Here is a 25,841-nt window from a genome sequence, read left to right as displayed (position 1 = left end):
GCCGACAGAGGGGGAGTGCATGACGCGTCAGGCGGTGGTGGTCCTGGCGGCGGTGGGCGCGCTGCTCGCGGGCTGCGTCTCCCAGGGGACATACCGGCAGACCGCCGCCGAGCTGGAAGCCGCGCGCAAATCCTCGGCCGAGACCGCAGCGACGCTTGAAGCCCTGCGGAAGGCGGCGGCCGAGACCGCCGCCGCGCTCGAAGTCCTGCGAAAGGACCTGCAGGCCAGCCAAGAGAAGGCCCAGGCCCTCGAGCAGGAGAAAGCCCGCCTGGCGAGTGAGGTGCAGACCGCACAGGACGCCGCCCTCCGGGCCGCGCATGCGCTGAGCGAGGCCAGGCGAGAAGCCGAGGCCGAGAGCCAGGCCCGCCGGGAGATCCAGAGCAAGCTCGACAAGCTGCGGAGCGAGGGTGAAGAGGCCCAGCGCCTGGGTTCGGAACTCCGGCGTGAGCGCGACACGCTTCAGACCAAAGCCGAAGATCTGCAGCGGCGGCTCGACACGGCCCAGCAGGAGCTGGGCAGTGCGACCAAGACGCTGGCCGATGCCCGCGCCCGCATCGCGGCCATCGAGAAGGAAAAAGAGCAGGCCGTCGCGGCCTTGACCCAGGCGAAGAACCAGGCCCGGGACCTCGAGACCAAGCTTGCGGCCGAGCAGGTCAAACTTGCCACCCTGCGGGAGGAGAAGCAGAAGCTCATGTCCGGCACCACGACGGCGCAGGAAGAGATCGCCAGGCTTCAGAAGCGGGCCGGCGAGCTGGAGACCGAGGCTGCGCGCGCCGCCAACCTCCAGAAGCGGCTCGAAGAGCGTGACCAGGAGATCGCCAAGCTCCGGCAGAGCGTGGCCGACCGCCAGGCGCTCCTCAACAAGGTCGCCAGCCTCACCGACGAGCTGGAGAAGACGAAGGAGCGGGTCCAAACGCTCACCGACGAGCTGAAGACCCTGAGCGAGGAGAACGCGAAGGTCAAGCAGGAACGCGACCAGCTCCTGGCGGGCTCGCAGACCCTTGAGACCTCCCTCCAGCGCCAGCAGGAACTGCTCAAGCTTCGGGAAGCGGAAACGGCCCGGCTCGATGCGGAACATGCCGCCAAGGACGAGGAGAGCAAGCGGCTGGCCAAGACGGCCGCTCAGCTCACCAAGGCCCTGGAGGTGGAGAGCGCCAAGGGCGACCTCCGCCTCCGGCAGGTGCGCGACCGGCTCTCGATCACTATCCCGGATCGGGCGCTCTTCGAGCCAGGGCAGGCCGGGGTCAAGCCCGCGGGCCAGAAGCTGCTCAAGCAGGTCAGCGACATCCTCAAGACCGTGCCCGATAAGCAGATCGTTGTCGAGGGCCACACCGACAACGTCCCGATCGGAACCAAGCTGCGGGAGAAGTACCCCACCAACTGGGAGCTGTCCGCGGCGCGGGCCGCCAGCGTCGCGCGGTATCTCGTCGAGCAGGGCGGCGTGGACAAATCGAGAATCGCCACGGCCGGCTATGCCGACACCCGCCCCATCGCCGACAACGGCACGGACGAAGGGCGCGCCGCCAACCGCCGCATCGAGATCATCCTTGTCCCGAGAGAGCCGGGCGAGAACGCGAGCGCGGGAAAGAAGTGAGCCGGGGCCGCCGGCCAGTGCTGGATGAAAACCGATCCTTGAACGGCGGCCGGATTGGTAGGGAACCAATGGCCGCTCGGAGGATTAGGGCTGGGGAGGTGGTGCCGAAGGCGGGACTCGAACCCGCATGGGTTTCCCCACACGCCCCTCAAACGTGCGTGTCTACCAGTTCCACCACTTCGGCGCCGACGGCATTATAGGTGGCCCCAGAAACGCTTGTCAATCAAGGGGCTGTTGGGTAAAATGCTCACCTTGTCCTCTCGCGCCCCGGCTCGCCTGAGGCCGACCCCTTGAGATGGTTGATGGTCCATCCCGCTGTGACAACGTCCCGTGCAACCGACGCCCGCATCGGGGCCTTCTTCGACGTGGACAACACCTTGATCCCTGGCGTCGCCATCGAGGTCCGGTTCTTCCACTTCCTCTGGCAGCGGGGCCTCGTGGGAGCGACCGAAGGGGTGCAGAGCCTCTGGTTCCTGCTCCGGCACATGCCGCCGGTGTCGCTCCAGGCACTCCGGGAGCGGAAGGTTTACCTGTCGGGCAAGCGCTGGGCGGCGATCGAGTCCCTGGCCGAGCCCTTCTTCGAACGCGAGGTCCGTCCCCGGTTGTCACAGGACGGGCTGGCGGTCCTCCAAACGCATCGGGAGCGTGGGCATGAGCTCGTGCTGGTCACCGGCTCGCTGGATTTCCTCATCACCCCGCTCGCGGCCCATCTGGGCGTCCCGAGCGTGCTCGCGGCACAGCCGGAGCGGGTCGGCGACGTGTACAGCGGGCGCCTTCGGACTCCCGTCCCCTACGGGGACGGCAAGCGCCGTCTGCTGGAGGCCTTCGCGCGCGAGCGCGGGCTCGACCTCGCGGCGAGCTACGCCTACGGCGACAGTCCAGGCGACGTGGCGGCGCTGCGCTCGGTCGGTCATCCCCGCGTGGTGAACCCGATTCGCGGCATGGCGCGGATCGCGCGCCGGCAGGGCTGGCCGGTCGCGAGATGGATGTGAAGCCGTGACGGGCAGGAACCGATCTTGCCGGCTCTCCGCCCCCTGTCACCCGTCACTCATGTCACCGCTGTGGGGCGATGCGCGTCACCGAGATTTTCTATAGCATCCAGGGCGAGTCAAGCCACGCCGGCCAGCCCTGCGTGTTCGTGCGGCTGACCGGCTGCCCGCTCCGCTGTGCCTGGTGCGACACCGCCTACGCCTTCCACGGCGGCACGGAGATGACCCAGGACCAGGTACTCGCGGCGGTCCGGGCCTACGGCTGCCCGCTGGTGGAGATCACGGGTGGGGAGCCGCTCCATCAGCCGGAGGCGGTGCCCTTGATCACGGCGCTCTGCGACGAGGGGTACGAGGTGCTCGTCGAGACGAGCGGCGCCATCAACATCGAGCCAGTGGATCGGCGGGCCCACGTGATCCTGGACCTCAAGTGCCCGGGCAGCGGCATGACGGACCGCACGGACTGGGGCAACGTGGACCGGCTGGGGTCCAAGGACGAAGTGAAGTTCGTGATCAAGGACCGCGCGGACTACGACTGGGCCGTGTCCGTCCTGCGCCAACACCGGCTCGACGCCCGCTGCACCGTCCTCTTCGGGCCTGTTTTCGGGGAGCTCGACCCGCGGCAGCTCGCCGAATGGATCCTGGCCGACCGGCTGCCGGTCCGGTTCCAGCTCCAGCTTCACAAATACGTCTGGGCCCCGGACATGCGGGGAGTCTGACGCCGCCGTCAGCTCCAAAGCTGACGGCTCAACGCTGAATGTTGAGCGTGCCAGAGCAAGGCAGTGAGGAGACCCGAATGCAATCGGTTGACGTGAAGGTGAAACGGGGGCGCGTCGAGGATGAGCCGGCCGAAGTGCTGGTGCTCAGCCATTTCGAGGACGACGCCGCCCTCCAGGGGCCAGCGGGGCAGGTGGACAAGGCGCTGGACGGCTGCCTGCGGGACCTGCTGAAGTCGGGAGAGTTCGAGGGCAAAAGCGGCCAGACCGCGCTGATCCACACGCTAGGGAGGATCCCCGCGAAGCGGGTGCTCCTCGTCGGCCTGGGCAAAAAGCGCGAGGCGCAGCTCGACACGATCCGGCAGGCACTGGGCACCGTCGCGAAGCGCGTGACCCAGGTCGGCGCCCGCTCGTTCGCGACGCCGGTCCAGGGCGAGGGCCTGTCGGGCTTCTCCACCGCCCAACTTGCTCAAGCCATGGTCGAAGGGGCGATCCTCGGCGTGTACCGGTTCACCGAGTACCGGAGCGACGACCAGGAGGCAGCCAAGAGGCTCGCACGCATCACGATCGTCGAGCCGCGCGCGGCGCGCCGGGCCGCCATCGAGCTGGGGACGACTCGCGGGCGCGTGAGCGCGGAGGCGACCGCGTACGTGCGCGACCTCTGCAACCATCCCGCCAACGTCATGACGCCCACACGACTGGCCCAGGAGGCTAAAGCCATCGCCCGCCGACACGGCCTGCGCCTCACGATCCTGGAGCGGCGCGACATGGCGCGGCTGGGGATGGGCGCGCTGCTCGGCGTCGCGCGCGGGAGCCACGAGCCGCCCAAGTTCATCATCTTGGAATACAGGGGCCAGGGGCCAAGGGCGAGGGGCGAGGGGGACGGGAGGCGGGCTGGCCCGATCGTGCTGGTCGGCAAGACCATCACGTTCGACACGGGCGGCATCTCCCTCAAGCCGGCCGAGAACATGGAACAGATGAAGGCAGACATGACCGGCGGGGCGGAGGTGCTTGCGGCGGTGCGGGCGGCCGCGCAGTTGCGGCTGCCACTGCATCTGGTCGGCATCCTCCCGGCCACCGAGAACATGCCCGGCGGCGGGGCGATCAAGCCTGGCGATATCCTGAAGACCCTCTCGGGGAAGACCGTCGAGGTCCAGAACACCGACGCCGAGGGACGGCTCATCCTGGCGGATGGCCTGGCCTATGGGACCCGCTTCAAACCCGCCGCGCTCATTGACGTGGCGACGCTCACGGGCGCCTGCATGGTGGCGCTCGGGCAGTTCGCGATCGGGATGTTCGCGAACGACGAGGCGCTCAAGCGCGCGATCCGTGAGGCGGGGCAGACAGCGGGCGAGCGGGTCTGGGAGATGCCGCTGTGGGAGGACTACTTCGAGCAGCTCCGGAGCGATGTGGCCGACATGCGCAACATCGGCGGGCGGGGCGGCGGGATGATCACGGCGGCCCTGTTCCTGAGCAAGTTCGTCGGCGACTGCCCCTGGGTCCACCTCGACATCGCGAGCACCGACTGGAGCGACCGCGAGCGGGCCTATATCCCGAAGGGCCCCACGGGGATCGGGACGCGGTTGCTCGTTCAGTACCTGCTGAACCAGGCCGAAGGCTGATCGCCGATGACGCTTTCCCTCCGTGAGAAAGTCGGGCAACTGTTCATGGTCGGGTTCGCCGGCACAGCCGTGACGGCGGAGGTCGCCGAGCTGCTCGCCGCCTGCCGGCCGGGCGGCCTGATCCTGTTCTCGCGCAACCTCGAGAGCGTGGACCAGATCGTCGCGCTCACGAACGAGCTGCAGCGCCGCTCCTCGCATGCGCCGTTGCTGATCGCGATTGACCAGGAAGGCGGCCGGGTCTCGCGGCTCCCCCCGGGCTTCACGGTCTTTCCCGCCTGCGGGCTGATCGGCCGGTGCGAGTCCACCGAGCTGGCCTACGCCGCCGCCTCGGTCACCGCGGCCGAGCTGCGCGCCGTCGGCATCAACATGAACCTGGCGCCGGTGCTGGACGTCCAGACGAATCCGGCCAATCCCGTCATCGGCGACCGTGCGTTCGGCTCCGAGCCGGCGCCCGTCTGCGAGCTGGGCCTGGCGACGGTCCTCGGCCTGCAGAACGGCCGGGTGGTGGCTTGCGGGAAGCACTTCCCCGGGCACGGCGACACCACCGCCGACTCCCACCGGGAGCTGCCGGTGGTCACCGCGTCGCGCGAGCGGCTGGAGGAGGTCGAGCTGCGGCCCTTCCGCCACGCGATCGCGCGCGGGCTCGCCAGCGTCATGACCGCGCACGTCGTCTATCCGGCGCTCGACGAGAAGAGGCCGGCGACGCTGTCGCCCGCGATCCTGACGGGCCTGTTGCGGACCGAGCTGCACTTCGACGGCCTCGTCCTCACGGACGACTTGGAGATGCGCGCGATCATGGACCACCGTAGCATCGGCGAGGCGGCCGTGCAGGCGCTCCAGGCTGGCGCTGATATCCTGCTGATCTGCCAGGACCGGGACCGAGTAGCGACCGCCTGCCAGGCCGTTGAGAACGCGGTGCAGGACGGGCTGCTCCCCGAGACCCGGCTCGAGGAGTCACTCCGGCGGATCGCCCGCGTGAAGGAACGCTTCCTCCAGCCGTACCGGCCGGCCGACCTGGTGGCGGCGCAGGCCATCGTGGGGAGCCGGACCCACCGGACGTTGCTCGACCAGATCCGCTGCAGGAGCGAGCACCGCCCGCAGGCCCCGGTGTGAGACCGGCGCCCGTCGGACCCGCCGGGCCCAAAGAGCTCTGGGCCTGGGCCTTCTATGACTTTGCGAACTCCTCGTTCACCACCCTCATCGTCACGGTCGCCTACAGCGTCTACTTCGTCCAGGTCGTGGCCGCCCCGCTGGCCCAGCCGGGCCAGGAAACCCTGCCCGAGCGGCTCTGGTTCTGGGGCTACGCCGCCTCGATGCTGGTGGCCGCGGTTCTCGCGCCGCCGCTCGGCGCCCTCGCCGACGCCCGCGCGTGCAAGCGGCCGTTCCTGATCGGGTCCACGCTGATCTGCGTCGTGTGCACCGCGCTCCTCGCGTTCGTGCGAGCGGGCGATGTCGGGATGGGGCTCGTCCTGTTCGGCATCGCCAACGTCGCCTTCGATCTCGGTTTCCTGTTCTGCAGCGCCTTCCTTGTGGAGATCACGCCCCCTGAGCGCATGGGGCGGATCTCCGGCTACGGCTGGGGCCTGGGCTACGTCGGCGGGCTACTCTCGCTCGCCCTGGCCTTCCCGTTCATCCGCGGCGGCTTCGCGGAGGACAACCTACCCGCCTACCGGCTGAGCTTCGCGATCACAGCCGCCTTTTTCCTGCTGGCCTCCGTGCCAACCCTGCTCTGGCTCAAGGAGCGCGCGACGCCCCAGGCCGGCGCCGTCGGGCTCTCGCTCTGGCGGGAGAGCGTCGCGCGGCTGGCCTCCACCGCGCGGCAGGTCCGCCATTACCGGGATCTCTTTACCTACCTGGTCGCCTACCTGATTTATACGGATGCCATTAACACGGTGATCGTGGCCTCCGCGATCTTCGCGAACAAAGTCCTGGACTTTACCCCGCGCGATCTGATTATCTATTTCCTCGTGACCCAGGTGACGGCCGGCCTGGGCGCGGCGGGCTTCGGGCTCTTAGCGGACCGGATCGGCCCCAAGGGAACGATCTCGACCACGCTGGTTTTGTGGATCGCGCTCACGGCCGGCGCCGCGGTCGTCCAGACCCCTGAGCAGTTTTACGCGATCGGGCTGATCGCCGGGGCGGCGCTGGGTGCGAACCAGGCGACGAGCCGCGCGCTGCTGGGACAGTTCACGCCGCCCGGCCGGCAGGCGGAGTTCTTTGGGTTCTTCTCGGTGACGGGGAAGTTCGCGGCCGTGGTCGGGCCGCTGGTTTACGGAGAGGTGACGGCCTGGACCGGCAGCCAGCGCTGGGCGGTGCTCGCGATGGCCGGCTTCTTCGCACTGGGGCTCCTGCTGTTCCAGGCGGTGGACGAGCGGCGGGGGATCGCAGCCGCGTCAAACCCGTGAGGCGCGAGACATGAGGCGTGGAACGAGCCTAGCAATCGGTGTCTCTGGCCAGGGTTCCGCTCACGTCTAATAACGGTGGTGTCATGGCTGTGAAGAAGGGCGACATTATTGACGAGCACAAGCGGCACCCAGGCAGTTGCGGGCTCATGGTCAAGATCATGGGCGGCGGCGCGGGCTTCGAGAAGATCGTCTGTTGCGACCACGAGCTGACCGAGGAGGACGTGGTCGCGAGACCAGGCTCCACGCACGGGCGCAAGCGCGACCTGCTGCTCCCCGGCATCGTGCTCGACGAAAAGAAGCTCTACCCCGACTCCTGCGGGCTGCGCGTGATGATCATGGAGGGCGGCGCGGGCTTCAAGGAGATCGTCTGCTGCGGCCATTCGTTGACGCTGACCGCGATGCGGGACCTCCGGTTCGGGAAGCTCCGCGGGAGCGCGGCCGACGAGTCGGGGCAAACCGGGACCGCCTGACGTCATTCGGAGGCCCATGTTCGAACCGACCGACGAACGGATGCGAAGATGGGTCGCCTGGATGCGGTGGCTCGACCGGTGGGGGTACGTCACCGCGGGCTTCAGCTTCCTGTTCCTCGGCATGCTCGTCTTCGCCTATAGCTGGGGGACCTTCGCGATGGCCGCCCGAGCGGCCTTTCTCCCCGCCGCCCTGACCCTGGTCAACGATCTCCTGCTCGTCATCATTCTGCTCGAACTCTTCCGGACGATCGTGCGCTTCCTCCAGACGGATATCATCACCCTGGAGCCGTTCCTGAATATCGGCATCATCGCCTCGATCCGGCGCATCCTCACGGCCGGCGCCGAGCTCGCGCACCTGACCGGGGTGTCCGAGGAGCTGTTCCAGCGCTACCTGCTGGACATCGGCTTGAACGTGGCGGTCGTCATGGTCCTGATGCTGGCCGTCCTTGTCGTCCGCAAGAGCCCGGCCGATCCCTCCGCTCCCGTGCCGAGCGCGAAGAGCTAACGCACGGTCTTCATGACGCGCCACGCGAGCCAGGAATCCGCTGCCGCGTCGGCGCGCCAGGCGCGTGGGAGGCGGCTCGCGGGCCTGCTCGCGGGTCCCCTTGCCGCTGCGCTCGTCCTGCTCGCGCCCCTGCCGGCCCTCACGCCGGAGGCGCACCGCCTGGCTGCGATCCTCGCCGGGGTCGTGTGCTACTGGATCGCCGAGCCGATCCCGCTGCCCGTTACCGCACTGCTCGGCACCGCGCTGTGCGCGCTCGCCGGCCTCGGCTCGGTCAGCAGCGTCTTCGCCGCCTATGCCCATCCGATCATCTTCCTCTTTATCGGGAGCTTTTGTCTGGCGCAGGGCCTCGCCGTGCACGGGGTGGACCGGCGGTTCGCCGCTCGCGTGCTGGCCCTGCCCTGGGTGGCCGGCCGGCCGAGCCGGATCCTGTTGGCGCTGGGTACGGTGACCGCCGTCATCTCCATGGGGGTGAGCAACACCGCCACCGCGGCGCTGATGCTGCCCGTCGCCCAAGGCCTCCTGGCGACGCTCCGGGACGCCCGGCCGGCCGGCTTCGACCGCTATCGGATCGGCGCGCTCCTGTTCCTGTCCTACGCCGCGACCGCCGGCGGGACCGCTACCCTGATCGGCACGCCGCCCAACCTCATCGGGGCAGGCCTCATCGCACAGGAAACGGGCGTGCCGATCCCCTTCCAGACCTGGCTGGCCTTCGGCCTGCCGCTGGCCGCTGTGCTGCTCCTGGCGAGCTGGATCCTGGTTGCGCAGCTCTTTCCCGCGGACGAGCCAGTCGTGCCGGGATTGGCGCAGTATCTTCAGGGGCAACGGGCGGCGATGGGGCCCTGGACCCGCGGCCAGATCAACGCCTGCCTCGCCTTCGGCGTCGCCGTCGGGCTGTGGGTCGCGCCAGGGCTGCTCACCGCGATCGCGGGCCCGGAGAGCGGCGCCGCAAGCTGGATGGATCGTCACCTGCCGAACGAGCTGGTCGCGCTCCTGGCGGCCGGGCTCCTCTTCGTGCTACCCGCTGACTGGAAGGCAGGGATCATGACGTTGTCCTGGCGGGAGGCCGCCCGGATCAACTGGGGCACCATCCTGTTGTTCGGCGGCGGGCTGGCCTTCGGCGACCTCATGCTCAAGACGGGCCTGTCCGACGCCGTCGGCCGCGGGGTCGTCGAGGGATTCGGGATCGCGTCAGTCTGGAGCCTCACCGCCGGCGCCATCGTCGTGGCGATCCTCGTGAGCGAGCTGACCTCCAATACCGCGACGGCCAGCATGCTCGTCCCGCTCGTGATCGCGATCGCCCAGTCGGCGCAGGTGCCCGCCGTCCCGCCGGCCTTGGGAGCTTGCCTGGGGGCCAGCCTGGGCTTCGCGCTGCCGGTGTCCACCCCACCCAACGCGATCGTGTACGGGACCGGGCTCATCCCGTTGCGGAGCATGCTCCGCGCCGGCCTTCTGCTCGACCTCGTCGGTGCCATCCTGATCTGGCTGACACTGCGGCTCGTGTGCCCGCTCCTGGGCCTCGCTTGAAGGGAGCGGGGCGCCGGGAGCTCCGTCCGCCCCGGCCCTTGACCCCGCTTGCACGGGTGGGCCGGATGTGGCATCATAAGCGCCCTCCATAAATTCTGTTGATGATGTTGCGGCTTCTTTCGGAGTTTTCGAGGTGGCGCGCCTCTTGGAATACGTCGGCTCTCTCCATATCTTTCTTGGCCCTTATCGCGGGAATCCGATCGCGCTCTATCTGAAGCGGACGGACCAGGGTTGCGAGATCGGCCCGCGCGTCTACCCGTGGAACGACGTGGTCGGCAAGGGCGAGACGCCCAATCGCGCGGCCGCCGATTTCGAAGACAAGTGGAAAGCGAAGGGGCTGTCGCCCGACATGTACAGTGGTCCCTCGTGGGAGGGGGGGATCAAGCCCGAGAAGCCCGCCCCGCCCAAGCCGGCTGCCCCACCGAAACCCGCAGCGGCGGACCAAGCCGTCGCACCCGCGGATGCGGCCAAGCCTCACCCCGCGGCAGCTACACCCGCCGCCGCGGTCCAGACCCCCGTCGCCGCCTCCTCCGCCGACCCGACCAAGCCCGCCGGAGACGTCGGATAACTCGCTTCCCCTCGCACCGTCGTCCTTAAGCGGATCTCCCGAGATGCAAGCCTCGCAGGCGAGGAGCTACACGTCCGCTGGGGCGGAGGTGGCCGAGGGCTTCCTAAGTCGGCTGTGGGTCATCCCGTAGACAAGGTACAGGAACACGCCGGCGAGGGTCCAGACAGCGAAGCCCAACCAGGTCGTCCCCGGGAGAAAGGCCATCAAGGTCAGGCAGCCGCCGACTCCCAGCAGAGCGGTCCACGGCATGAAGGGGATGCGAAACGGACGCGGCCGATCCGGGAGCGTCCGCCGCAGCACCAAGACGCTTCCGCAGACAAACGCGAAGGCGAAGAGGGTGCCGATGTTCGTCATGTTTGCGGCCGCCCCGATCGGCACCAACCCGGCGAGCACCGCGACGGCCAGTCCCGTGAGTGCGGTGGCGTGGGACGGGGTGCCGAAGCGCGGATGCACGGCCGAGAGCCAGGGGGTCAGCAGGCCGTCCCGCGACATCGCGAAGAACACGCGGATCTGCCCGATCAGCATGACGAACAGGACGCTCGTGATGCCGGCCAGGGCGCCCACGGCCACCAGAATCGCGCTCCAGGTCAGCCCGGCCCGCCGGAGCGCCTCGGCCACCGGCGCGTGGATATCAATCTGGGGCGACGGCACCATGCCCGTCAGGACCGCGGCCACGGCGATGTAGAGCACCGTGCAGATGCCGAGCGACCCCAGAATGCCGACCGGGAGATCCCGTTGCGGATGGCGCGCCTCTTCGGCAGTCGTCGAGACCGCGTCGAATCCGATATAGGCGAAAAAGACCACCGCCGCCGCGGCGCCGACGCCTTCGAAGCCGTTGGGCAGGAACGGCTCCCAATTGGCCGGCTCGATCGAGAAGACGCCTACGGCGAGAAAGAACAGGATCACCGCCACCTTGACGAGCACGATCAGGCCCGTGGCGCGGGCGCTCTCCTTAGTGCCGACGATCAACAGGACTGTCACCAGCAGGACGATGAGCGCGGCGGGCAGGTTGACGAGCCCGCCGTCGGCCCCCGGCGGACGGACTGCCCAGGCTGGCAGGGCCAGCCCCAGGGTCTGCAGGAGGTTCGTGAAATAGCCCGACCAGCCGATCGCGACCACCACGCAGGCGACGCCGTAGGTCAGGATCAGGTTCCAGCCTGTCATCCAGGCGAAGAACTCCCCCATGGCGACATACGTATAGGTGTAGGCGCTGCCGGCAGCCGGCAGCATGGCGGCGAACTCCGCATAGCACAGCGCGGTCAGGGCACAGGCCACGCCCGCTAGCAGGAAGGAGAGCACGATGCCCGGTCCAGCGCCGGGCCGGGTCGCGTCGCCCACCACCGCGGTCCCGATCAGGACGAAGATCCCGGTGCCGATGATCCCGCCAATGCCGAGCGCAATCAGGTCCCAGACCGTCAGCGTCTTCTTGAGCCGGTGCTCGGGACGATTGCAGTCGTCCAGGATCTGCTCGATACTCTTGGTGCGGAACAGCGGACTGGTCATGTGGCGGAGCGCGCGGCCTTGAGGAAGGCCCGAAAGAGGCGCCGCTGAACCTCGTGGCGCGCGTAGAGGCATTCCGGATGCCACTGGACCCCAAGCAGGAAGACATGTCGGGGCGACTCGATCGCTTCGATGACCCCGTCCGGCGCGACCGCGCTGGCGACCAGCAGGGGGGCCACCCGCTTGACGGACTGGTGGTGCGAGCTGTTCACACGGAGGCGGCGGCGCCCGAGGATGCGGCGCAGGAGGCTCGCCGGCATCACGCGAACCTCGTGCGACAGCCGCGTGGCCGGCCTGGCCGGCTTGTGCGGAAGCGCGGCCGGCATCTGGCCGGCGATGTCCTGGACAAGGCTGCCGCCGAGCGCGACGTTGAGTGCCTGCATCCCCCCGCAGATGCCGAGCGTGGGCAGCCCGGCCTTGGCCGCCAGACGCGCCAGCTCCAGCTCGAACTCGCACCGTTCCCGACTCATCACCGGGAAGGCGAACCGCCGCCGCTCGCCGTAGAGGGCGGGCGGCAGGTCCGGCCCGCTCCCGGTCAAGAGCAGGCCGTCCAGGCCTTCGAGCAGGCGGCGCCGCACGGCCGGATCGGTCGCCAGCGGCAGGATCACCGGGACCCCGCCGAGGTCCTCGATCGCCCGCACGTAGCGCGCCCGCAGGAAATAGGTGGGTTCCCGGCTCCCGAGCACCTGCCGCTCACCCTCGGCAAAGTCCGGCGTGACCCCAATGATCGGTTTCATGCTGGTCCGTCAGCGGGCCGGCTCCGCGGGCGGGGCGGGCTCGGCCGGAACCGGGCCTTCCGCCTCGGGCGGGACGCCGAAGAAGCGGATCGCCTGGTCGCCTTTCAGGTGCTCCGGGGTGATGACGTAGGTGCCGCGCAGGCTGGTGTCCCACACGGACTTCGCGGCCTTCTCGTTGCCGGCGCTGAACGCATACGTCAGCCCGCCGGAGACGCCGCCGAGGGTGGCGAAGACGAACTTGAGAATCCCATAGGGGATCGTCGCGAACACACTGGCCGCGCCCAACCCAAATTCGGCCGCCGCGTTGGGCGCCGACCTGTCCGCAGCCGCCGCACCTTCCTGTGCCCACCCTGTCTGGAGTAGGCTCACGTGGCAGAGGGCCACGACGAGTCCCACAGCCACGGCTTTACGGATCGTCCCTGCAAAGTCTCTTCCCCTTCCCGTCTGACGGGCATCACGACTGGTGCGCACCTGATCTCCCTCCTTGGCTGAAGCGTCAGTCCCTCGACGCGGGTGGCAAGCGTCGGCAAAACCGTTTCCTTATAGCAAATCCTCCCGAGCTAGCAAACTACTATTTGGAGGGACCGGCTCACGCCGCGGGTCACGAGTCGGCCAGGTCCAGCTCGGTGAGAACGTGCGCCATAATCCGCTCCGGCGCCCCCAGGATCGCCCGTTCCAGCTCGGCCGTCAGCGCCTCCGCCGGGAGGCGGCCGTTTTCCTGGGACAGCCCGGCCTCCAGTGCCAGGTCCAGCTTCCTGGCGCAGATCGCTTGGACGAACGCGTCGCGCGCCCGGGTGACATAGTCATCCTGATCGGCTTCCGGCCAGCCGGCCAGGACCCCCTGCAGCCAGGCGTCGAATCCCACGGCCGCGCGCAGCCGGTCGAGCTGGCGCTCCTCTACCTCGACCGTGATCTGAACGCCCCCCTTCCAGCTCCGTTTCTTCACGTTGAAAACGCACGCCAGCCGCTGAGGCGGGCCGCCAACTAGGTCCGGACCGTAGAAAAGCGTGACGCGATACGGCGGCACTCGGGGCGAGGGAATACCAGACATGCCGTGATCCTCTGACGCGTCTTATGATGGCACAGGCCAAGAGACCGCACAAGAAATATGGCAGCGTTCCCCACTCACAGACCAACTTACCACACCGGTGCCTCACCCCCACAGACCGGCAGGGGCAACCATGCCCCGGGCCACCCGTGTAGCGACCGGGGCTGCGGCCTCGCACGAAATAGGGAGTCAGCTCCCTGGTTGCGATGGCCGATCCCGAACGCGACTGACAGACGAAGATGGGGAAATCGCCCCATTGAGCAACGGGATAGGGGGTGCGGACAGCAGCAGGACCGCGGAATTCCCTTTACATGCTGGGGTGGCTCCGCTACACTGCGTTCCCCCAAACCGCTTGATCGTGAAACCTTCTTAAGCAAGGAGGACCATCGTGGTGACCAAACGACGCACGATTGGCCGGCCCTTGACGGCGGCCGCGCAAGTCATGGTGCTCGTGGTGGCGGGCCTGATGGCCGGCTGCGCCACCTCCGGCGACCTGGAACAGGTCCGTCAGGAGGCCAAGCAGGGAGAGAGCGCGCTGCGGGAGGACCTGATGAAGGAGCAGACGAAGTTTACCGCCTTGGCGAAGGAGAATGAGGAGCTGCGCGCCGCCCACGCCAAGATTTCCCAGTCCGTCAAAGAATACCTGAAAGCCGAAGAGGCGCGACATGTGGACGCCCTACATCAGGTCCGGGCCACCTTGAAGAGCTTAGAATAAGGAGACAGCCCATGTCAGCGACATCTCGCCCCCTTCGCCGAGTCGTCCCTTGTATCTGGGGTCTGGCGGCAGTCCTGCTGCTGGCCGGGTGCGTCTCCTCCGGCGACGTGGAGGAAGTCCGGCAGGAGCAGGAACAGGCAAAGGCCAAGATGCGTACCGAGCTGGAACAGGAGCGCAAGCTCGCCGCGACGATGGAACAGGAGAGCGAGGCCCAAAAAGCCGCAGCCGCGAAGCTCGCCAAGGTCCTGGGAGAAACGGCGGAGGGCAAGACGTCGGCGCCGACCGCTTCGCCCCCTTGCCAACCGAGGACAATTCCCGGTGCCCTCGCCGTCCAACTGGTCAATGACAGCGGGCTCCATGACAGTCAGGTGTATGGGCTCTTGACCGGGAAAAGCCTCGGGTGGCCATCTGGCGGACCGCCTCCTGGCCTTTCTTATCTCGATATCGCCGCGAGCCCGACGGGCACCCAACATGCGAAGCCATTGACGAGCATGACGCCATGCGGGACGATCACGTCAGCCTACACTGGAAAGACCCGACCCATATATCAATTCGGGATCAGCGCGATAAGCAGCGGACGGCTCATGGTTTCGTATGGCACTCCGGTCGCCGTTACCAACGGCAATTTTCCGACCGGCACAGAGTCGTTCCGCTGGGACAAGATGGAATTTGGCTACCCCAATAGCGGCGCAGACCTGACGTCCATGGATTTCTTCGGCATTCCGATGCAGTACGACTACCTCGACAGCAGCGGGAACATCCTTACTACCATGAGCTATTACGCCTCGACGAGCACCATCCTGAGCCAGCTCTATGGGCTCAGCCCGCAGATGAAACGCGCGTTTCAAGGGGTCGGCTCGTCCTCGCTCGGGACCTGGACCCCGAGCCAGCCACTCACTCGATTCGCCCGTGTCATGGGCCCCTCGCTCCTGGCGTCCAATTCGGCGACTGGCTCTCCGACGCCCTATCCCAGCTTCGGAGCGTATCTGGCGTCCTTGGTCGGACAATCGTTCACGGTCAGCGGAGCTGGAAATGCGGGATGCCCGAACCAAGTCGGCTACACGTACAAGGCAAGCTTGGCTTCGGACGGACACAGTGGATACACCGTGACATTGACCAGCACATCGTCCATGACGAATGGGCCGCCGTGTGGAGTCACTCCTTCGGGCTCCGATGTGACGCTCCCTGCAAATTTACCCGTTTCGGTAAGCCTGCCGGCTCCTTCCGCGAAGGCCGGGTACGACGTGAATCTCTACGGGGCGCCCGCGACGGCCTTCTCGGTGCCGACAGCAGGGATGACCCAACAACAGATCAGCGCCATCCCCAATAGCCTCTACGCGGTGATCGCGGGGGATTTCATGGCCGGGATCAACTTCGGGTACGTGGGCCCGGGAAGCACCGCCTCCCAGAATAGCGCGAACTGGTACAGTAATCCGCCTATCCTGTATCCGTTCGCCAGCACACGCAAGACGAACGACGGCTTCTACAATCCCTACGCGGCCGTCTTTTACAACCTGTCCGACGCCTATGGCTTTGCCTACAGCGACCGCGGTGGACGGCCCAGCCCCTACGTGCCGCTGCCCAGCAACGCGACCACCGTGCGCATCACCATCCTGAATGACAATCGCCTTGATGCCCCGCAGGTGGCGGTCTCGAACCCGACCAACACCTCGCTCACGATTACGTGGCCCGTCGTCAGCGGAGCGACGGCCTATGCGGTCACCGTGAGCTACGGCGCGGGCATCCCGGTTCCAGGGATTACCCTGACACCCTCTCCCCCAAGTCCGAGTGGAACTACGATCTCCGGTTTGAGTCCCGGCACGACCTACCAGATCAGCGTCACCGCGACAAGCACACTGGATGGGAATCCTGTTTCCTCATTTACCGTCCCTGTCTACAGCATGACCACCGGGACCCTGGCGAAACCCGAAGGGACATTGCAATTCGGTACCAGCCTCAACTGGTCGGTGAATGCCTCTGGATGCCCCCCCGCGAACTATACGTTCACCATCAATCAACAGCCATACACCCCCTCCGGCCCGGGCCCTTGCAGCAATACCAATCCATACCCAACGATCAACGGCAGCCTCGGGACAAACGTGTATGGACTTACCATCACCGATGGCAGCAACACCATTTACCAGGGGGAATATGTTGTCAATCTGACCCAAACTGCGGGTCAGTATTATCTTGATGCTGCCTTCCTCACTCCCCCCAACTCCCACCTACTGACCCCGGCGTGGAACGGAGGGAAGGCACCGCCCTACCCGGGGGGACCAATTTCGCCGATACAAAGCCTGGTGATCGGCACACCGTTCGCGCCGGTGGCGACCAAGAAACCCGGACCGGTGGTCTTTCCGTGACATACGCGTAGGCGGTGGGGCGAGCACAAGGAGGGACGCGGCGCCGTGATCGCGGGTGGGCGCATCCAATTGACGCGCCCGCCGAGCGGCGGTACGATGCCACCCGCCATGGCCGACCGGTCCCCGTGGAGCCAACGCGTGGCCGCGATCCAGCAGGCCCTGCGCGAGACGCCGGGGCTGGACGGCTGGCTGTTCTACGATTTCCGGGGGAGCGACCCGCTGGCCTATCGCGTGCTCAAGCTCGATCCGGCCCGCCACGTCACCCGACGCTGGTACTACTGGATCCCCGCCCGGGGCACCCCGGTCAAGCTGGCGCACCGCATCGAACCCCATCAGCTCGACGAGCTGCCTGGCGACTTGTGCCTCTACGTCTCGTGGGTGGAGCAGCAGGCGACACTCGGACGGATCCTTGCGGGGGCCCGGCGGATCGCGATGCAGTACTCGCCGAGGAACGCCATTCCCTACGTCTCGCGGGTGGACGCCGGAACCATCGAGCTCATTCGGAGCTTCGGGGTCGAGGTGGTTAGCTCGGCGGACCTGGTTCAGCGCTTCGAGGCGGTCTGGGACGACCGGCAACTGGCCTCGCACCGCGACGCTGCTGAGAAGCTCCGCCGGATCGTGGACGAGGCCTTCGCGCACGTCCGCGGGGCCGTCGCCGGGGCGCAGCCGCTGACCGAATACGGGCTCCAGCAGTTCATCCTCGCCCGCATCCGGGCGCACGGGCTCGTCACCGCGAGCCCGCCGATCGCCGCGGTGAACGCCCACAGCGCCAACCCGCACTACGGGCCGGCCCCCGAGGGCTCCGCCGCGATCCGGGCGGGCGACCTCGTCCTCATTGATCTCTGGGCGAAGCGGCCCGAGCCGGGGAGCGTCTACGCGGATATCACCTGGACTGGCTACGTGGGGACGGCCGTGCCGGCGCGGCATCAGGAGATCTTCGAGATCGTGCGCACGGCGCGCGACACGGCTGTCGCCTTCGTCCGATCCCGCGCGGCCGCAGGCGACTTGCCTTGCGGCTGGGAAGTGGACGAGGTCTGCCGTCAGGTGATCCGCGAAGCCGGCTACGGCGACCGATTCCTGCACCGCACAGGCCACTCGATCGGCGAGGAGGTCCACGGGAACGGCGCCAACATCGACAACCTGGAGACCCAGGACGGTCGGCGGCTGCTCCCCGGGACCTGCTTCTCGATCGAGCCCGGTATCTACCTGCCGGGCGAGTTCGGCATCCGGAGCGAGCTGGACGTCTATCTGGCCAAGCCCGACGTGCAGATCTTCGGGCAGCCGCTGCAAACAGAGATCGTGCCGATCTTGGCCCCTCACCCCTTACACCGCACGCCTCACGGTGAGCCAGCTTGACACCGTCCCGGCCCAGCAGATAGAGTCTGCCTGACGCGTCGGCACCGCCCTACCACTAAAGGACGCACGCATGTTCGGCACGTTGGGGTTCTCCGAGCTGATCATCATCCTGGTGATCATTCTGATCATCTTCGGCGCCGGCCGGCTGCCACAGATCGGCGAAGGCCTGGGCAAGGCCTTGAAGGGCTTCAAGAAGGAAGTGAGCGAAGTGCCGGCAGCAGACCCCAACGCGGTCCCGCCGGCCGCAGAACCGGCGCAGCTCGAAGCCCAGGGAACGGGGGCACCCGCACCGGCGTCGGCGGCGCCGCCAGCCGCCGCAACGCCGCCGCCGGCCGAGCCGGGCCGCCAAGTGCTCGCTGCCTACCAGCCCGGGCCGGAGGCCACACCGGGCACGACGGCGGCGTTGGTCGCAGCCGGCGCGGGGCCGACCCCGCCGAAGCCGCCCAAGCCTAAGCTGCAGCCGGCCGCGCAGCCCGCCGCTGCGCAGACGCCCACGAGCGGACCGACCGGCTACCAGCCACCGCCGCTTCCGACCATGGAAGAGCGGATGGCCCAGCCGCCACCACTCCCGCGCGCGTCCTACCCGCCGCTCCCGCCCTCCGCGCAGCCCAAGCCCGTCATCCCGGCGAAGCGGCCTTCGGCGATCGTGAACAAGGAGGCGGTCGCCCGCGTCCAGGCCCAGCAAGCGGCGCGGAAACAGCAGGCTGCCCAGGCTCAGGCCGGCGGCGGCCTGTCGCCGCAAGATCTCCAAAGCCTGGGCGAGGGACTCGGCGACACGCTGCGGACGTTCCGGCAGGCTGTAGCCGACGTGCGCAATTCCGTAGACCCGCAAATGCGGACGATCCAGGCGGAGCTCGACGCCGCGCAGAAGGAGATCGAGCAGACGATCGAATCTGCCAAGGAGATGCCGCCCCCGCGGGAAGAGCCTCCCAAGCAGGGTTGAAGATCGTTATTCGCTATCCGTGCTCGTCAGTCGTCGCCAGTCGCCCCTTTGCAATCATGGCCCCCTTCTGAGGGCTGCGAACAGCCTGCTTGCGCTAGCCAGCCTCCTCGCCGCCTGCACGGGCGAGTCACCGCCGCCCCAGCCGCAGACCGCGGTGCCGCGGCTGGTGGCGCTGCTCAAGGATCCGGATGCCGACGTCCGCCGGACCGCCGCCCAAGCCCTCGGCAAGGTCGGCGAGCCAGGAGCCGCAGCCGCGCTCGCGGAGCGTTTGCTGGACGAGGACGCCGCGGTCCGCGCGGCGAGTGCCTGGGCGCTGGGTGCGATCGGCGAGCCGGCGTTAGACCACGCCGGGCTGCCGCTCGTCGAACGGCTGCGCGATCCCGAGCCGGCCGTGCAGGTCGCGGCCGCGCAGGCAGTGGGGCAGATTGGGGCGACCCAGGGGATGATCGAGTTGATCGCCGAGGCGCTGCGCGACGGCGAGGTTCCCACCCGGCGCGCCGCCGTCCTGGCCTTCGAGTGGATCGAGGCGCCAGCCGCCTATCCGGCGTTGGTCGAGGCGCTAGGCGATCCGGATGCGCGCGTCCGGCAGGGCGCGGTCGCGGCGCTCGGCGAGCTGGCCGACCCGCGCAGCCTTCCAGCCCTCCAGGAGCGGCTGCTGACCGACCCCGATCCTGGCGTCCGGGCCGAGGCGGCGTTCCGGCTGGGGAAGTTTGGAGACCGGACCGTGGAGTCGGCACTCACGGAAACGGCGAGGAGCGACAAGAGTGAGGACGTGCGCCGCTGGGCCGCCTGGGCCGCTGCCTCCATCACCGAAGGTAGACCCGGCTCGTAGCGATGGCCTGGCGCCAACTCTTCAGCCCCCACTCGTCACTCCTTCACTTGTTCCCGGTCACGTCGTTCTGCCTAGCGTCTGTCGCGCAGCGGAACCCGAAGGTGTTGATCTCCGTGTCAGGCGCGTCGCGGTTCCGATCCGCCGACCGGGCGAGCAGGCCCTCGTAGTTCCACCCGCCGCCCCGGACAACCCGTTCAATGCCATCGGCCGGCCCGGGCGGATTCTTCGCCGGGCTCCTGGCGTAGTACTTGGGATCGTACCAGTCCGCCACCCATTCCCAGGCGTTCCCGGCCAGATCGTCGGCGCCGTAGGGGCTCCGGCCGCGGGGATGGCTGCCGACCGGATCGAGCGTCTCGTAGCCTATCCAACGGAGCTTGCCGAAGTTGCCCCGCTCGCCAGTCGGCTCCTCGTTGCCCCAGGGGTAGCGTCTCGCGTCCGTCCCTCTCGCCGCCTTCTCCCACTCGGCCTCGGTCGGCAGCCGCTTGCCCGCCCAGCGGCAATAGCGCTCGGCCAGGTCCCATCTCACGCCGACCACGGGACGCTGACCGTCGCGGGCCAGGTTCACTTCGTTCCAGTGCCGGGGCGCCTTCGCGCCCGTCGCCTCCAGAAATTTCGCGTAGCGCGCCGTCGTGACCTCGAACCGATCCAGATAGAAGGCGTCCAGGTCCACCTCGTGGATTGGCTGCTCGTCCGGCACCTCGTTGCTGCCCATGCTGAAGGGGCCGGCGGGAACCAGCACCATCGGCGCGCCGTCCAGCCCGACACCCGCCGGTGGTGCCCCCGCCGAGGCGGCATTCAACGCCAGCAGCAGGACCAGCGCCTCCCGGAGCGCTTCGCGCAGCCTGCGTCGTCCCATCGGGGCTCTCGTCCCCCTGTCAACGCATCGCCGCTCCGCCCCCCGCGCGGGTCAGGCGCTCTTGATGTCCTTGTCTTGCTCGAAGATCCGGATCGGTTGGCACTTGCCGAGGATGACCTCCTCGTTCACCACGATCTCCTTGATCTGCTTCTGGGAGGGCACGTCGTACATGACGTCGAGCATGACCTCCTCCAGGATCGCCCGGAGCCCACGCGCCCCGGTCTTCTGGACGTAGGCCTTGTGGGCGATCGCAGCGAGGGCACCTTCGGTGAAGCGCAGCTTGACCTTTTCGAAGGACAGCAGCTTCTCGTACTGCTTGGTCAGCGCGTTGCGCGGCTCGGTCAGGATGCGCACGAGCGCCTTTTCGTCCAGCTCATCGAGCGTGGCCACCACCGGCAGCCGCCCGACGAACTCGGGGATCAGCCCGTACTTGAGCAGGTCCTCGGGCTGCACACGCGCGAGCAGCTCGCCCAGCCGGGTGTCGCTCTTACCTCGGATCTCCGCGCCGAACCCCATGGACTTCTTGTTGAGCCGCTGCTCGATGATCTGCTCGAGCCCGACGAAGGCGCCCCCGCAGATGAAGAGGATGTTGGTCGTGTCCACCTGGATGAACTCTTGGTGGGGGTGCTTGCGGCCGCCCTGCGGCGGGACGTTTGCGACCGTCCCCTCGATCAGCTTGAGCAGCGCCTGCTGCACCCCCTCGCCGGACACGTCGCGGGTGATCGAGGGGCTGTCGCTTTTGCGGCTGATCTTGTCGATCTCGTCAATGTAGACGATACCGCGCTCCGCCCGCTCGACGTCGTAGTCGGCGGCCTGCAGGAGCTTGAGGATGATGTTCTCGACATCCTCGCCGACGTAGCCCGCCTCGGTCAGGGTCGTGGCGTCGGCCAGCGTGAACGGGACGTCCAGGTACTTGGCGAGGGTCTGGGCGAGAAGGGTCTTACCCGTGCCGGTCGGCCCGATGATCAGGATGTTGCCCTTCTGCAACTCGACGTCGTCCACCTCGTTCGCCGAGATGCGCTTGTAGTGATTGTGGACGGCGACGGAGAGGATCTTCTTGGCCCGCTCCTGCCCGATGACGTACTGGTCTAGGTGATGCTTGATCTCGGCTGGCTTGCGGAGCTTGGCGGAGATCTCCTCCTTGGCCTCCTCCCAGTCTTCCGCGATGATGTCGTTGCAGAGGTTCACGCACTCGTCGCAGATGTAGACCGTGGGACCCGCGATGAGCTTGCGCACCTCCTCGCGACTCTTGCCGCAGAACGAGCACCGCAACTGCCGGTCCGATTTCTCCTGTTTGGGCATGCCCCCTCCGCCTGCTGTGGTCGCAGCCTATCCCTTGCCGCCGTCCTTGGCCGCCTCCTGCGCCCCGTCCTTGCTCTCGCCCTTCAGCTCCCGGATCGTCTTCGGCGCGCGGGTAATGACCTCATCAATCAAGCCGTACCGCCGCGCCTCCTCCCCGGACATGAAGTAATCGCGCTCGGTGTCCTGTGCGATCTTCTCGATCGGCTGACCGGTGTGCTTGGCCAGGATCTCGTTGAGCCGCTCGCGGATCTTCAGGATCTCCCGGGCGTGGATGTCGATCTCGGTGGCCTGGCCCTGAAAGCCGCCCATCGGCTGGTGGATCATGATGCGGGCGTTGGGGAGCGCGAACCGCTTCCCCTTGGTCCCCGCAGCCAGGAGCAGCGCGCCCATGCTGGCGGCCTGTCCGAGGCAGATCGTGTTGATCGGCGGCTTCACGTACTGCATCGTGTCGTAGATGCCCAGCCCCGCCGTCACGCTGCCCCCGGGGGAATTGATGTAGAGGTTGATGTCCTTCTCCGGGTCCTCGGCCTCGAGGAAGAGCAACTGGGCGATGACCAGATTCGCAAACACGTCGTCAATCGGCGCCCCCAGGAAGATGATCCGGTCCTTCAGCAGGCGGGAATAGATGTCGTAGGCACGCTCGCCTCGGTTGGTTTGCTCGATCACGATCGGGACTAACATACCGGCTTGTCCTTTCTGAAGCTCGATGTCGTCGGCGCTCCGTCGGCTCGCTCCGCTTGGCGCGGGCGGACAGCGTCATCTTATCACAGTCGTCTCGGTTTGCGACCGGGCGGCTGGGCTTCCGGGGCTACCCCTGGATGACGGCGTGGCGGTACACGAAGTCCAGCGCCTTCTCCGCCAGGATGCGGCTGCGGAGGTCGTCACGGGACTCCTCGCCGCCCGCCGCGACCAGCCGCTCGACCTCGGCCTTCGGGAGCTTCAGCTCCCCTGCCATGCGGGCGATCTCGGCCTGGATGTCCGCCTCGTCCACCGTGAGCCCTTCCCGCTCAGCAATGGCCTCCAGGATCAGCGCCACCTTGACGCGCCGCTGCGCTTCGGGCAGGTGCTCCGCCCGCAGCCGCTTGATCTCCTCCTGCCGCGCCGCGGGCGCCTGGAGGTCCAGCGTCTGCCCCTTCTGTCGGCGCTGGGCCTCCAGGTGGCCGCGGATCATCGCCGACAGCTCGCGCTCGACCAGCGTCTCGGGCAGATCGAAGTGGTGCGTCTCCGCCAACCGCTTGAGCACCTGCTCCTTGTAGCCTTCCTCGATGTCCCGCCTGAGCGCGCGCTCCATCTGCTCGCGGAGCTTGTCCCGCAACTCGGCCAGCGACGTATAGGGGCCGCAGTCCTTGGCAAACTCGTCGTCCAGCGCCGGGAGCTGCTTCCGCTTGACGGCCTGGATCCTGATCCGGAACACCACGGTCTTGCCGGCCAGCCGCGCATCCGGATGGGTTGGGGGATAGGGCTGGGAGACCTCGACGAACTCGCCCGCCCTTCTGCCTGGCAGGTGCGGGTCCACCTCGAGGCCGAGCACAGGCTCCTTGGAGCCGACCTTGTGGAGCACGCCGTCGCGCTTGGCGCCCTCGAGCGGGGCCAGGTCCAGAAACCCTTCCACGTCGAGGACCGCATAGTCGCCCTCGGCCAGCGCGGTGCCAGCCGGCGCGGGGTAGAGCTGCGCCTGCTGCTCCCGCAGCAGCTCCAGCGCCTTGTCCACCTGCTCGTCCGTAATCGTCCGCTTGTCCGGCTTGAGCGAGATCGGATTGGGCGGCCGGTAGTCCCGCAGCTCGATCTTCGGCTTGATCTCGACCGTGGCCGTGAACGAGAAGGCCGCGTGTTTCTTGAGCTTGAGCCGCTCCATCGGCGGCACCTCGACCAGCACGGGACTGATCCCGGCCTGGCGGACGGCCCGGTCGTAGTACTCGGGGACGAGCCGGCGAACTAGGTCCTCTTCGATTGCCTTGGCGTACCGTTTCTCGAGCAGGGCCTGCGGTGCCTTGCCCGGGCGGAAGCCGGGAATGTGCACCTGCCGATTGAGGTCCGCGTAGGCTTCGGCGAAGCGCCGGTCCACTTCGTCCTGCGGCACTTCGATCTTGAGCACGCGCTTGACCGGGCCCAGCTCCGTGACTTCGAGTTTCATCCTCGTCTGATTCCTGAGCGGCTCGTGGGGGGTGGGAGACGACTAGGGAGATGGTGCGAGAGGGGGGACTTGAACCCCCACGGAAGCCCACGAGATCCTAAGTCTCGCGCGTCTGCCAGTTCCGCCACTCTCGCCCCTGGCTGTCACGACCGTGGTCAAGGACGGAACCCGCCGCTCGACGCTCAAACCCGACCTCAACCCGGGTCAGGCATCCTTATTTACAGGCCCCCGCGCATCCCTGTCAACGGGCAAGGTTGCGGCGTCCCCGGGCCGCCCGGGCCGGGCCAAGCCCGCCGGCGCCTCCAGAGCACCCCTGTAGCGGAAGTCCCCTGGGCGCGGTATACTTTTAAGGCTTTCGTGCGACCGGAGCCGGTGGATGGCCGCCCGCCCCTCCCACGACGCGTCCGGTCGTGTCGGCGGCTTGACCTGGACACCGTCTCTGGCCTGCGGGGGATGCGCAGAGGCCGGGAGTCTTACCATCCATCCGAACCAAGCAGGCTGTCGTCTCCACGGAGGTGCTTTATGATCAGAGTCCTATTGGGCACGGTCTTGTTCCTCCTGCTCGCGACCGGTGCGAGCTGGGCCTACCGCGACTACTTTACACCGGAGCAGAAACAGCACCTGGCGAAGATCCGCACCGTGCTGGTCGAGGGGATCGCCCTCACCGACAAGGGAGCGGTGGACCCGAGCCCCTTCGTGGAGATCGCCAAGGCGCGCCTCACGGAGCTGGGCTACGAGGTCGTCACCGACCCCGCCAAGCCGCACGACGTGGTCCTCAAGGTCAAGTGCGAGCAGCGGAAGACCTGGGAAGGTACGACGACGATGGGCAGCGACGCCGATCTCCCTGACTCGCCCTCGCGGGTCTGGAAAGGGCCGGCCTGCCAGCTCTACTACCTGCTCGGCGGCACCCGGATCAAGTGGCAGAAGGAGGTGCGCACCGACTTCGAGGACGCGGTCGCCGCGGCGCAGAAGGCCAACGCAGGCGAGCCTGGCGCCTACGCCATGGCGAAGCTTAAGGACCTCTTCGAGCAGTACGACTTCCCTGTCTTGCTGGCGGCCGAATGGGGGCACTCCGAAGTGCTGCTGAAGGTGCTGGATTCGCCGGACACCAAGCAGCTCCGGAAGCTCAAGGTCATCTCGCTGCTCGGCGAGCTGCTCGCCGACGAGGCGCTGCCGAAGCTCAAGGAGGCGCTCAAGGACAAGGACCTCGCCAAGCAGGCCGCAGTCGCCATGGGCAACCTTGGCAAGGAGTCCATCCCGATCCTGATCGACATGCTGAAGAACGCGAAGGACCCGGAGCTGCAGGCGGCGGCGGCCAAGGGTCTGGGGCAGGTGGGTGCGCTCCACGGGGACTCGCGGATCATCCCGCCGTTGCTCGAGATGCTGGATGCGCCTGGGATTGACATCCGTGTCCAGACCGAGATTGCCTGGGCCCTTGGCAAGCTGCCGGACAAGCGGTCCGTCGAGCCGCTCTTCGCGCTGGACCGCAAGCTCCAGAAGATCCGAAACGACCCGCCCGATCCGCTGATCAAGAAACTGAAGGAGGCGGTCTTCTGGGCGATCAAGCAGTGCTACACGGAGGACCAGTACAGTTGAGCGGGACATCGGGCCCGGGCGGCTGGCCTTCCCCGCTTACCGCCCGGGCTCGCTGACGCCCCGCCGGCC

General features: G+C 67.7%; 24 protein-coding genes and 2 tRNA genes. 16 read left to right on the top strand and 10 right to left on the bottom strand.

Translation table 11 applies throughout. The features are described from left to right. Nucleotides 1-19: 19 nt before the first annotated feature. Nucleotides 20-1,594, top strand: coding sequence for an OmpA family protein (locus ACWHYQ_RS08625; RefSeq protein ID WP_447975281.1), 1,575 nt, complete (start codon nucleotides 20-22; stop codon nucleotides 1,592-1,594). 99 nt (nucleotides 1,595-1,693) lie between these two features. Here ACWHYQ_RS08625 and ACWHYQ_RS08620 read toward each other — a convergent pair. Continuing rightward, nucleotides 1,694-1,778 (bottom strand) — tRNA-Leu (locus tag ACWHYQ_RS08620). A gap of 118 nt (nucleotides 1,779-1,896) precedes the next feature. Between ACWHYQ_RS08620 and ACWHYQ_RS08615 the strand changes: the two genes are divergently transcribed. The 9 genes from ACWHYQ_RS08615 to ACWHYQ_RS08575 all read left to right on the top strand — a co-directional run bounded on the left by ACWHYQ_RS08615 (nucleotide 1,897) and on the right by ACWHYQ_RS08575 (nucleotide 10,390). Then, the gene (locus tag ACWHYQ_RS08615) at nucleotides 1,897-2,586 is read left to right on the top strand and encodes an HAD family hydrolase (RefSeq protein WP_447975280.1); all 690 of its coding nucleotides are present in this window, start codon (nucleotides 1,897-1,899) and stop codon (nucleotides 2,584-2,586) included. A 77-nt stretch (nucleotides 2,587-2,663) separates the two neighbouring features. Further along, nucleotides 2,664-3,299 carry a 7-carboxy-7-deazaguanine synthase QueE gene (gene queE, locus ACWHYQ_RS08610; RefSeq protein WP_447975279.1) on the top strand — a complete coding sequence of 212 codons (636 nt, stop codon included), beginning with the start codon at nucleotides 2,664-2,666 and terminating at the stop codon, nucleotides 3,297-3,299. A 77-nt stretch (nucleotides 3,300-3,376) separates the two neighbouring features. Further along, the gene (locus ACWHYQ_RS08605) at nucleotides 3,377-4,918 is read left to right on the top strand and encodes a leucyl aminopeptidase (protein ID WP_447975278.1); all 1,542 of its coding nucleotides are present in this window, start codon (nucleotides 3,377-3,379) and stop codon (nucleotides 4,916-4,918) included. Between the two features lie 6 nt (nucleotides 4,919-4,924). Next, nucleotides 4,925-6,031: a beta-N-acetylhexosaminidase gene (nagZ, locus tag ACWHYQ_RS08600; RefSeq protein ID WP_447975277.1), complete on the top strand. Its 1,107-nt coding sequence runs from the start codon at nucleotides 4,925-4,927 to the stop codon at nucleotides 6,029-6,031. Beyond that, nucleotides 6,028-7,323, top strand: a complete 1,296-nt coding sequence (locus ACWHYQ_RS08595) for an MFS transporter (protein WP_447975276.1) — start codon at nucleotides 6,028-6,030, stop codon at nucleotides 7,321-7,323. The genes nagZ and ACWHYQ_RS08595 overlap by 4 nt, the downstream gene beginning before the upstream one ends. An 83-nt stretch (nucleotides 7,324-7,406) precedes the next feature. Next, a complete protein-coding gene (locus tag ACWHYQ_RS08590) occupies nucleotides 7,407-7,793 on the top strand; it encodes a hypothetical protein (RefSeq protein WP_447975275.1) in 387 nt (128 codons plus the stop codon). Nucleotides 7,794-7,809: 16 nt separating this feature from the next. Further along, nucleotides 7,810-8,298, top strand: a complete 489-nt coding sequence (locus ACWHYQ_RS08585; RefSeq protein WP_447975274.1) for a phosphate-starvation-inducible PsiE family protein — start codon at nucleotides 7,810-7,812, stop codon at nucleotides 8,296-8,298. Nucleotides 8,299-8,310: 12 nt separating this feature from the next. Continuing rightward, the gene (locus ACWHYQ_RS08580; protein ID WP_447975273.1) at nucleotides 8,311-9,822 is read left to right on the top strand and encodes an SLC13 family permease; all 1,512 of its coding nucleotides are present in this window, start codon (nucleotides 8,311-8,313) and stop codon (nucleotides 9,820-9,822) included. A 133-nt stretch (nucleotides 9,823-9,955) separates the two neighbouring features. Next, on the top strand, nucleotides 9,956-10,390 hold the full coding sequence (locus ACWHYQ_RS08575; RefSeq protein ID WP_447975272.1) for a hypothetical protein: 435 nt from the start codon (nucleotides 9,956-9,958) through the stop codon (nucleotides 10,388-10,390). 66 nt (nucleotides 10,391-10,456) lie between these two features. Here the strand turns inward: ACWHYQ_RS08575 and ACWHYQ_RS08570 are convergent, their stop codons facing one another. The 4 genes from ACWHYQ_RS08570 to ACWHYQ_RS08555 all read right to left on the bottom strand — a co-directional run bounded on the left by ACWHYQ_RS08570 (nucleotide 10,457) and on the right by ACWHYQ_RS08555 (nucleotide 13,678). Next, entirely contained in the window at nucleotides 10,457-11,893 is a 1,437-nt protein-coding gene (locus ACWHYQ_RS08570; protein WP_447975271.1) for an amino acid permease, read from the bottom strand. Then, nucleotides 11,890-12,627: a gamma-glutamyl-gamma-aminobutyrate hydrolase family protein gene (locus ACWHYQ_RS08565; protein WP_447975270.1), complete on the bottom strand. Its 738-nt coding sequence runs from the start codon at nucleotides 12,625-12,627 to the stop codon at nucleotides 11,890-11,892. Before ACWHYQ_RS08565 ends, ACWHYQ_RS08570 begins: the two co-directional genes overlap by 4 nt. 9 nt (nucleotides 12,628-12,636) lie before the next feature. Beyond that, nucleotides 12,637-13,029, bottom strand: a complete 393-nt coding sequence (locus ACWHYQ_RS08560) for a hypothetical protein (RefSeq protein ID WP_447975269.1) — start codon at nucleotides 13,027-13,029, stop codon at nucleotides 12,637-12,639. Between the two features lie 199 nt (nucleotides 13,030-13,228). Next, on the bottom strand, nucleotides 13,229-13,678 hold the full coding sequence (locus tag ACWHYQ_RS08555) for a hypothetical protein (protein WP_447975268.1): 450 nt from the start codon (nucleotides 13,676-13,678) through the stop codon (nucleotides 13,229-13,231). Nucleotides 13,679-14,063: 385 nt separating this feature from the next. Here ACWHYQ_RS08555 and ACWHYQ_RS08550 point away from each other — a divergent pair, with 385 nt between their 5' ends. From ACWHYQ_RS08550 to ACWHYQ_RS08530, 5 genes are all read left to right on the top strand, one after another. Further along, nucleotides 14,064-14,390 (top strand): hypothetical protein, encoded by a 327-nt coding sequence (locus tag ACWHYQ_RS08550; protein WP_447975267.1) that lies wholly within the window; start codon nucleotides 14,064-14,066, stop codon nucleotides 14,388-14,390. A gap of 11 nt (nucleotides 14,391-14,401) precedes the next feature. Beyond that, the gene (locus ACWHYQ_RS08545) at nucleotides 14,402-16,753 is read left to right on the top strand and encodes a fibronectin type III domain-containing protein (RefSeq protein ID WP_447975266.1); all 2,352 of its coding nucleotides are present in this window, start codon (nucleotides 14,402-14,404) and stop codon (nucleotides 16,751-16,753) included. A 108-nt stretch (nucleotides 16,754-16,861) separates the two neighbouring features. Then, nucleotides 16,862-18,109 carry a M24 family metallopeptidase gene (locus tag ACWHYQ_RS08540; protein WP_447975265.1) on the top strand — a complete coding sequence of 416 codons (1,248 nt, stop codon included), beginning with the start codon at nucleotides 16,862-16,864 and terminating at the stop codon, nucleotides 18,107-18,109. A gap of 70 nt (nucleotides 18,110-18,179) precedes the next feature. Next, nucleotides 18,180-19,052, top strand: coding sequence for a twin-arginine translocase TatA/TatE family subunit (gene tatA, locus ACWHYQ_RS08535; RefSeq protein WP_447975264.1), 873 nt, complete (start codon nucleotides 18,180-18,182; stop codon nucleotides 19,050-19,052). Nucleotides 19,053-19,071: 19 nt separating this feature from the next. Continuing rightward, nucleotides 19,072-19,884, top strand: coding sequence for a HEAT repeat domain-containing protein (locus ACWHYQ_RS08530; protein ID WP_447975263.1), 813 nt, complete (start codon nucleotides 19,072-19,074; stop codon nucleotides 19,882-19,884). 43 nt (nucleotides 19,885-19,927) lie between these two features. Here the strand turns inward: ACWHYQ_RS08530 and ACWHYQ_RS08525 are convergent, their stop codons facing one another. The 5 genes from ACWHYQ_RS08525 to ACWHYQ_RS08505 all read right to left on the bottom strand — a co-directional run bounded on the left by ACWHYQ_RS08525 (nucleotide 19,928) and on the right by ACWHYQ_RS08505 (nucleotide 24,310). Beyond that, complete coding sequence (locus ACWHYQ_RS08525; RefSeq protein ID WP_447975262.1) at nucleotides 19,928-20,740, bottom strand: formylglycine-generating enzyme family protein; 813 nt, start codon at nucleotides 20,738-20,740, stop codon at nucleotides 19,928-19,930. A gap of 51 nt (nucleotides 20,741-20,791) precedes the next feature. Beyond that, a complete protein-coding gene (clpX, locus tag ACWHYQ_RS08520; RefSeq protein WP_447975261.1) occupies nucleotides 20,792-22,042 on the bottom strand; it encodes an ATP-dependent Clp protease ATP-binding subunit ClpX in 1,251 nt (416 codons plus the stop codon). A gap of 27 nt (nucleotides 22,043-22,069) precedes the next feature. Beyond that, nucleotides 22,070-22,723 (bottom strand): ATP-dependent Clp endopeptidase proteolytic subunit ClpP, encoded by a 654-nt coding sequence (gene clpP / locus ACWHYQ_RS08515; protein ID WP_447975260.1) that lies wholly within the window; start codon nucleotides 22,721-22,723, stop codon nucleotides 22,070-22,072. Nucleotides 22,724-22,850: 127 nt separating this feature from the next. Next, nucleotides 22,851-24,176 carry a trigger factor gene (tig, locus tag ACWHYQ_RS08510; protein WP_447975259.1) on the bottom strand — a complete coding sequence of 442 codons (1,326 nt, stop codon included), beginning with the start codon at nucleotides 24,174-24,176 and terminating at the stop codon, nucleotides 22,851-22,853. A 51-nt stretch (nucleotides 24,177-24,227) separates the two neighbouring features. Next, nucleotides 24,228-24,310, bottom strand: a tRNA-Leu gene (locus ACWHYQ_RS08505). 388 nt (nucleotides 24,311-24,698) lie between these two features. Here ACWHYQ_RS08505 and ACWHYQ_RS08500 point away from each other — a divergent pair. After that, nucleotides 24,699-25,772, top strand: a complete 1,074-nt coding sequence (locus ACWHYQ_RS08500; RefSeq protein WP_447975258.1) for a HEAT repeat domain-containing protein — start codon at nucleotides 24,699-24,701, stop codon at nucleotides 25,770-25,772. Nucleotides 25,773-25,841: the final 69 nt, after the last annotated feature.

It is taken from the genome of Nitrospira sp. Kam-Ns4a, from assembly GCF_965152595.1.
Note: the sequence above shows the minus strand (reverse complement) of the source record. Positions and strands in the feature narration are given on the sequence as shown.

Excerpts from the sequence above, each read along its gene's own strand:
- ACWHYQ_RS08625 (WP_447975281.1), top strand. The coding sequence starts at position 20 with ATGACGCGTCAGGCGGTGGTGGTCCTGGCGGCGGTGGGCGCGCTGCTC.
- ACWHYQ_RS08615 (WP_447975280.1), top strand. The coding sequence starts at position 1,897 with ATGGTCCATCCCGCTGTGACAACGTCCCGTGCAACCGACGCCCGCATC.
- queE (WP_447975279.1), top strand. The coding sequence starts at position 2,664 with ATGCGCGTCACCGAGATTTTCTATAGCATCCAGGGCGAGTCAAGCCAC.
- ACWHYQ_RS08605 (WP_447975278.1), top strand. The coding sequence starts at position 3,377 with ATGCAATCGGTTGACGTGAAGGTGAAACGGGGGCGCGTCGAGGATGAG.
- nagZ (WP_447975277.1), top strand. The coding sequence starts at position 4,925 with ATGACGCTTTCCCTCCGTGAGAAAGTCGGGCAACTGTTCATGGTCGGG.
- ACWHYQ_RS08590 (WP_447975275.1), top strand. The coding sequence starts at position 7,407 with ATGGCTGTGAAGAAGGGCGACATTATTGACGAGCACAAGCGGCACCCA.
- ACWHYQ_RS08585 (WP_447975274.1), top strand. The coding sequence starts at position 7,810 with ATGTTCGAACCGACCGACGAACGGATGCGAAGATGGGTCGCCTGGATG.
- ACWHYQ_RS08580 (WP_447975273.1), top strand. The coding sequence starts at position 8,311 with ATGACGCGCCACGCGAGCCAGGAATCCGCTGCCGCGTCGGCGCGCCAG.
- ACWHYQ_RS08570 (WP_447975271.1), bottom strand. The coding sequence starts at position 11,893 with ATGACCAGTCCGCTGTTCCGCACCAAGAGTATCGAGCAGATCCTGGAC.
- ACWHYQ_RS08565 (WP_447975270.1), bottom strand. The coding sequence starts at position 12,627 with ATGAAACCGATCATTGGGGTCACGCCGGACTTTGCCGAGGGTGAGCGG.
- ACWHYQ_RS08555 (WP_447975268.1), bottom strand. The coding sequence starts at position 13,678 with ATGTCTGGTATTCCCTCGCCCCGAGTGCCGCCGTATCGCGTCACGCTT.
- ACWHYQ_RS08545 (WP_447975266.1), top strand. The coding sequence starts at position 14,402 with ATGTCAGCGACATCTCGCCCCCTTCGCCGAGTCGTCCCTTGTATCTGG.
- ACWHYQ_RS08540 (WP_447975265.1), top strand. The coding sequence starts at position 16,862 with ATGGCCGACCGGTCCCCGTGGAGCCAACGCGTGGCCGCGATCCAGCAG.
- tatA (WP_447975264.1), top strand. The coding sequence starts at position 18,180 with ATGTTCGGCACGTTGGGGTTCTCCGAGCTGATCATCATCCTGGTGATC.
- ACWHYQ_RS08525 (WP_447975262.1), bottom strand. The coding sequence starts at position 20,740 with ATGGGACGACGCAGGCTGCGCGAAGCGCTCCGGGAGGCGCTGGTCCTG.
- clpX (WP_447975261.1), bottom strand. The coding sequence starts at position 22,042 with ATGCCCAAACAGGAGAAATCGGACCGGCAGTTGCGGTGCTCGTTCTGC.
- clpP (WP_447975260.1), bottom strand. The coding sequence starts at position 22,723 with ATGTTAGTCCCGATCGTGATCGAGCAAACCAACCGAGGCGAGCGTGCC.
- tig (WP_447975259.1), bottom strand. The coding sequence starts at position 24,176 with ATGAAACTCGAAGTCACGGAGCTGGGCCCGGTCAAGCGCGTGCTCAAG.
- ACWHYQ_RS08500 (WP_447975258.1), top strand. The coding sequence starts at position 24,699 with ATGATCAGAGTCCTATTGGGCACGGTCTTGTTCCTCCTGCTCGCGACC.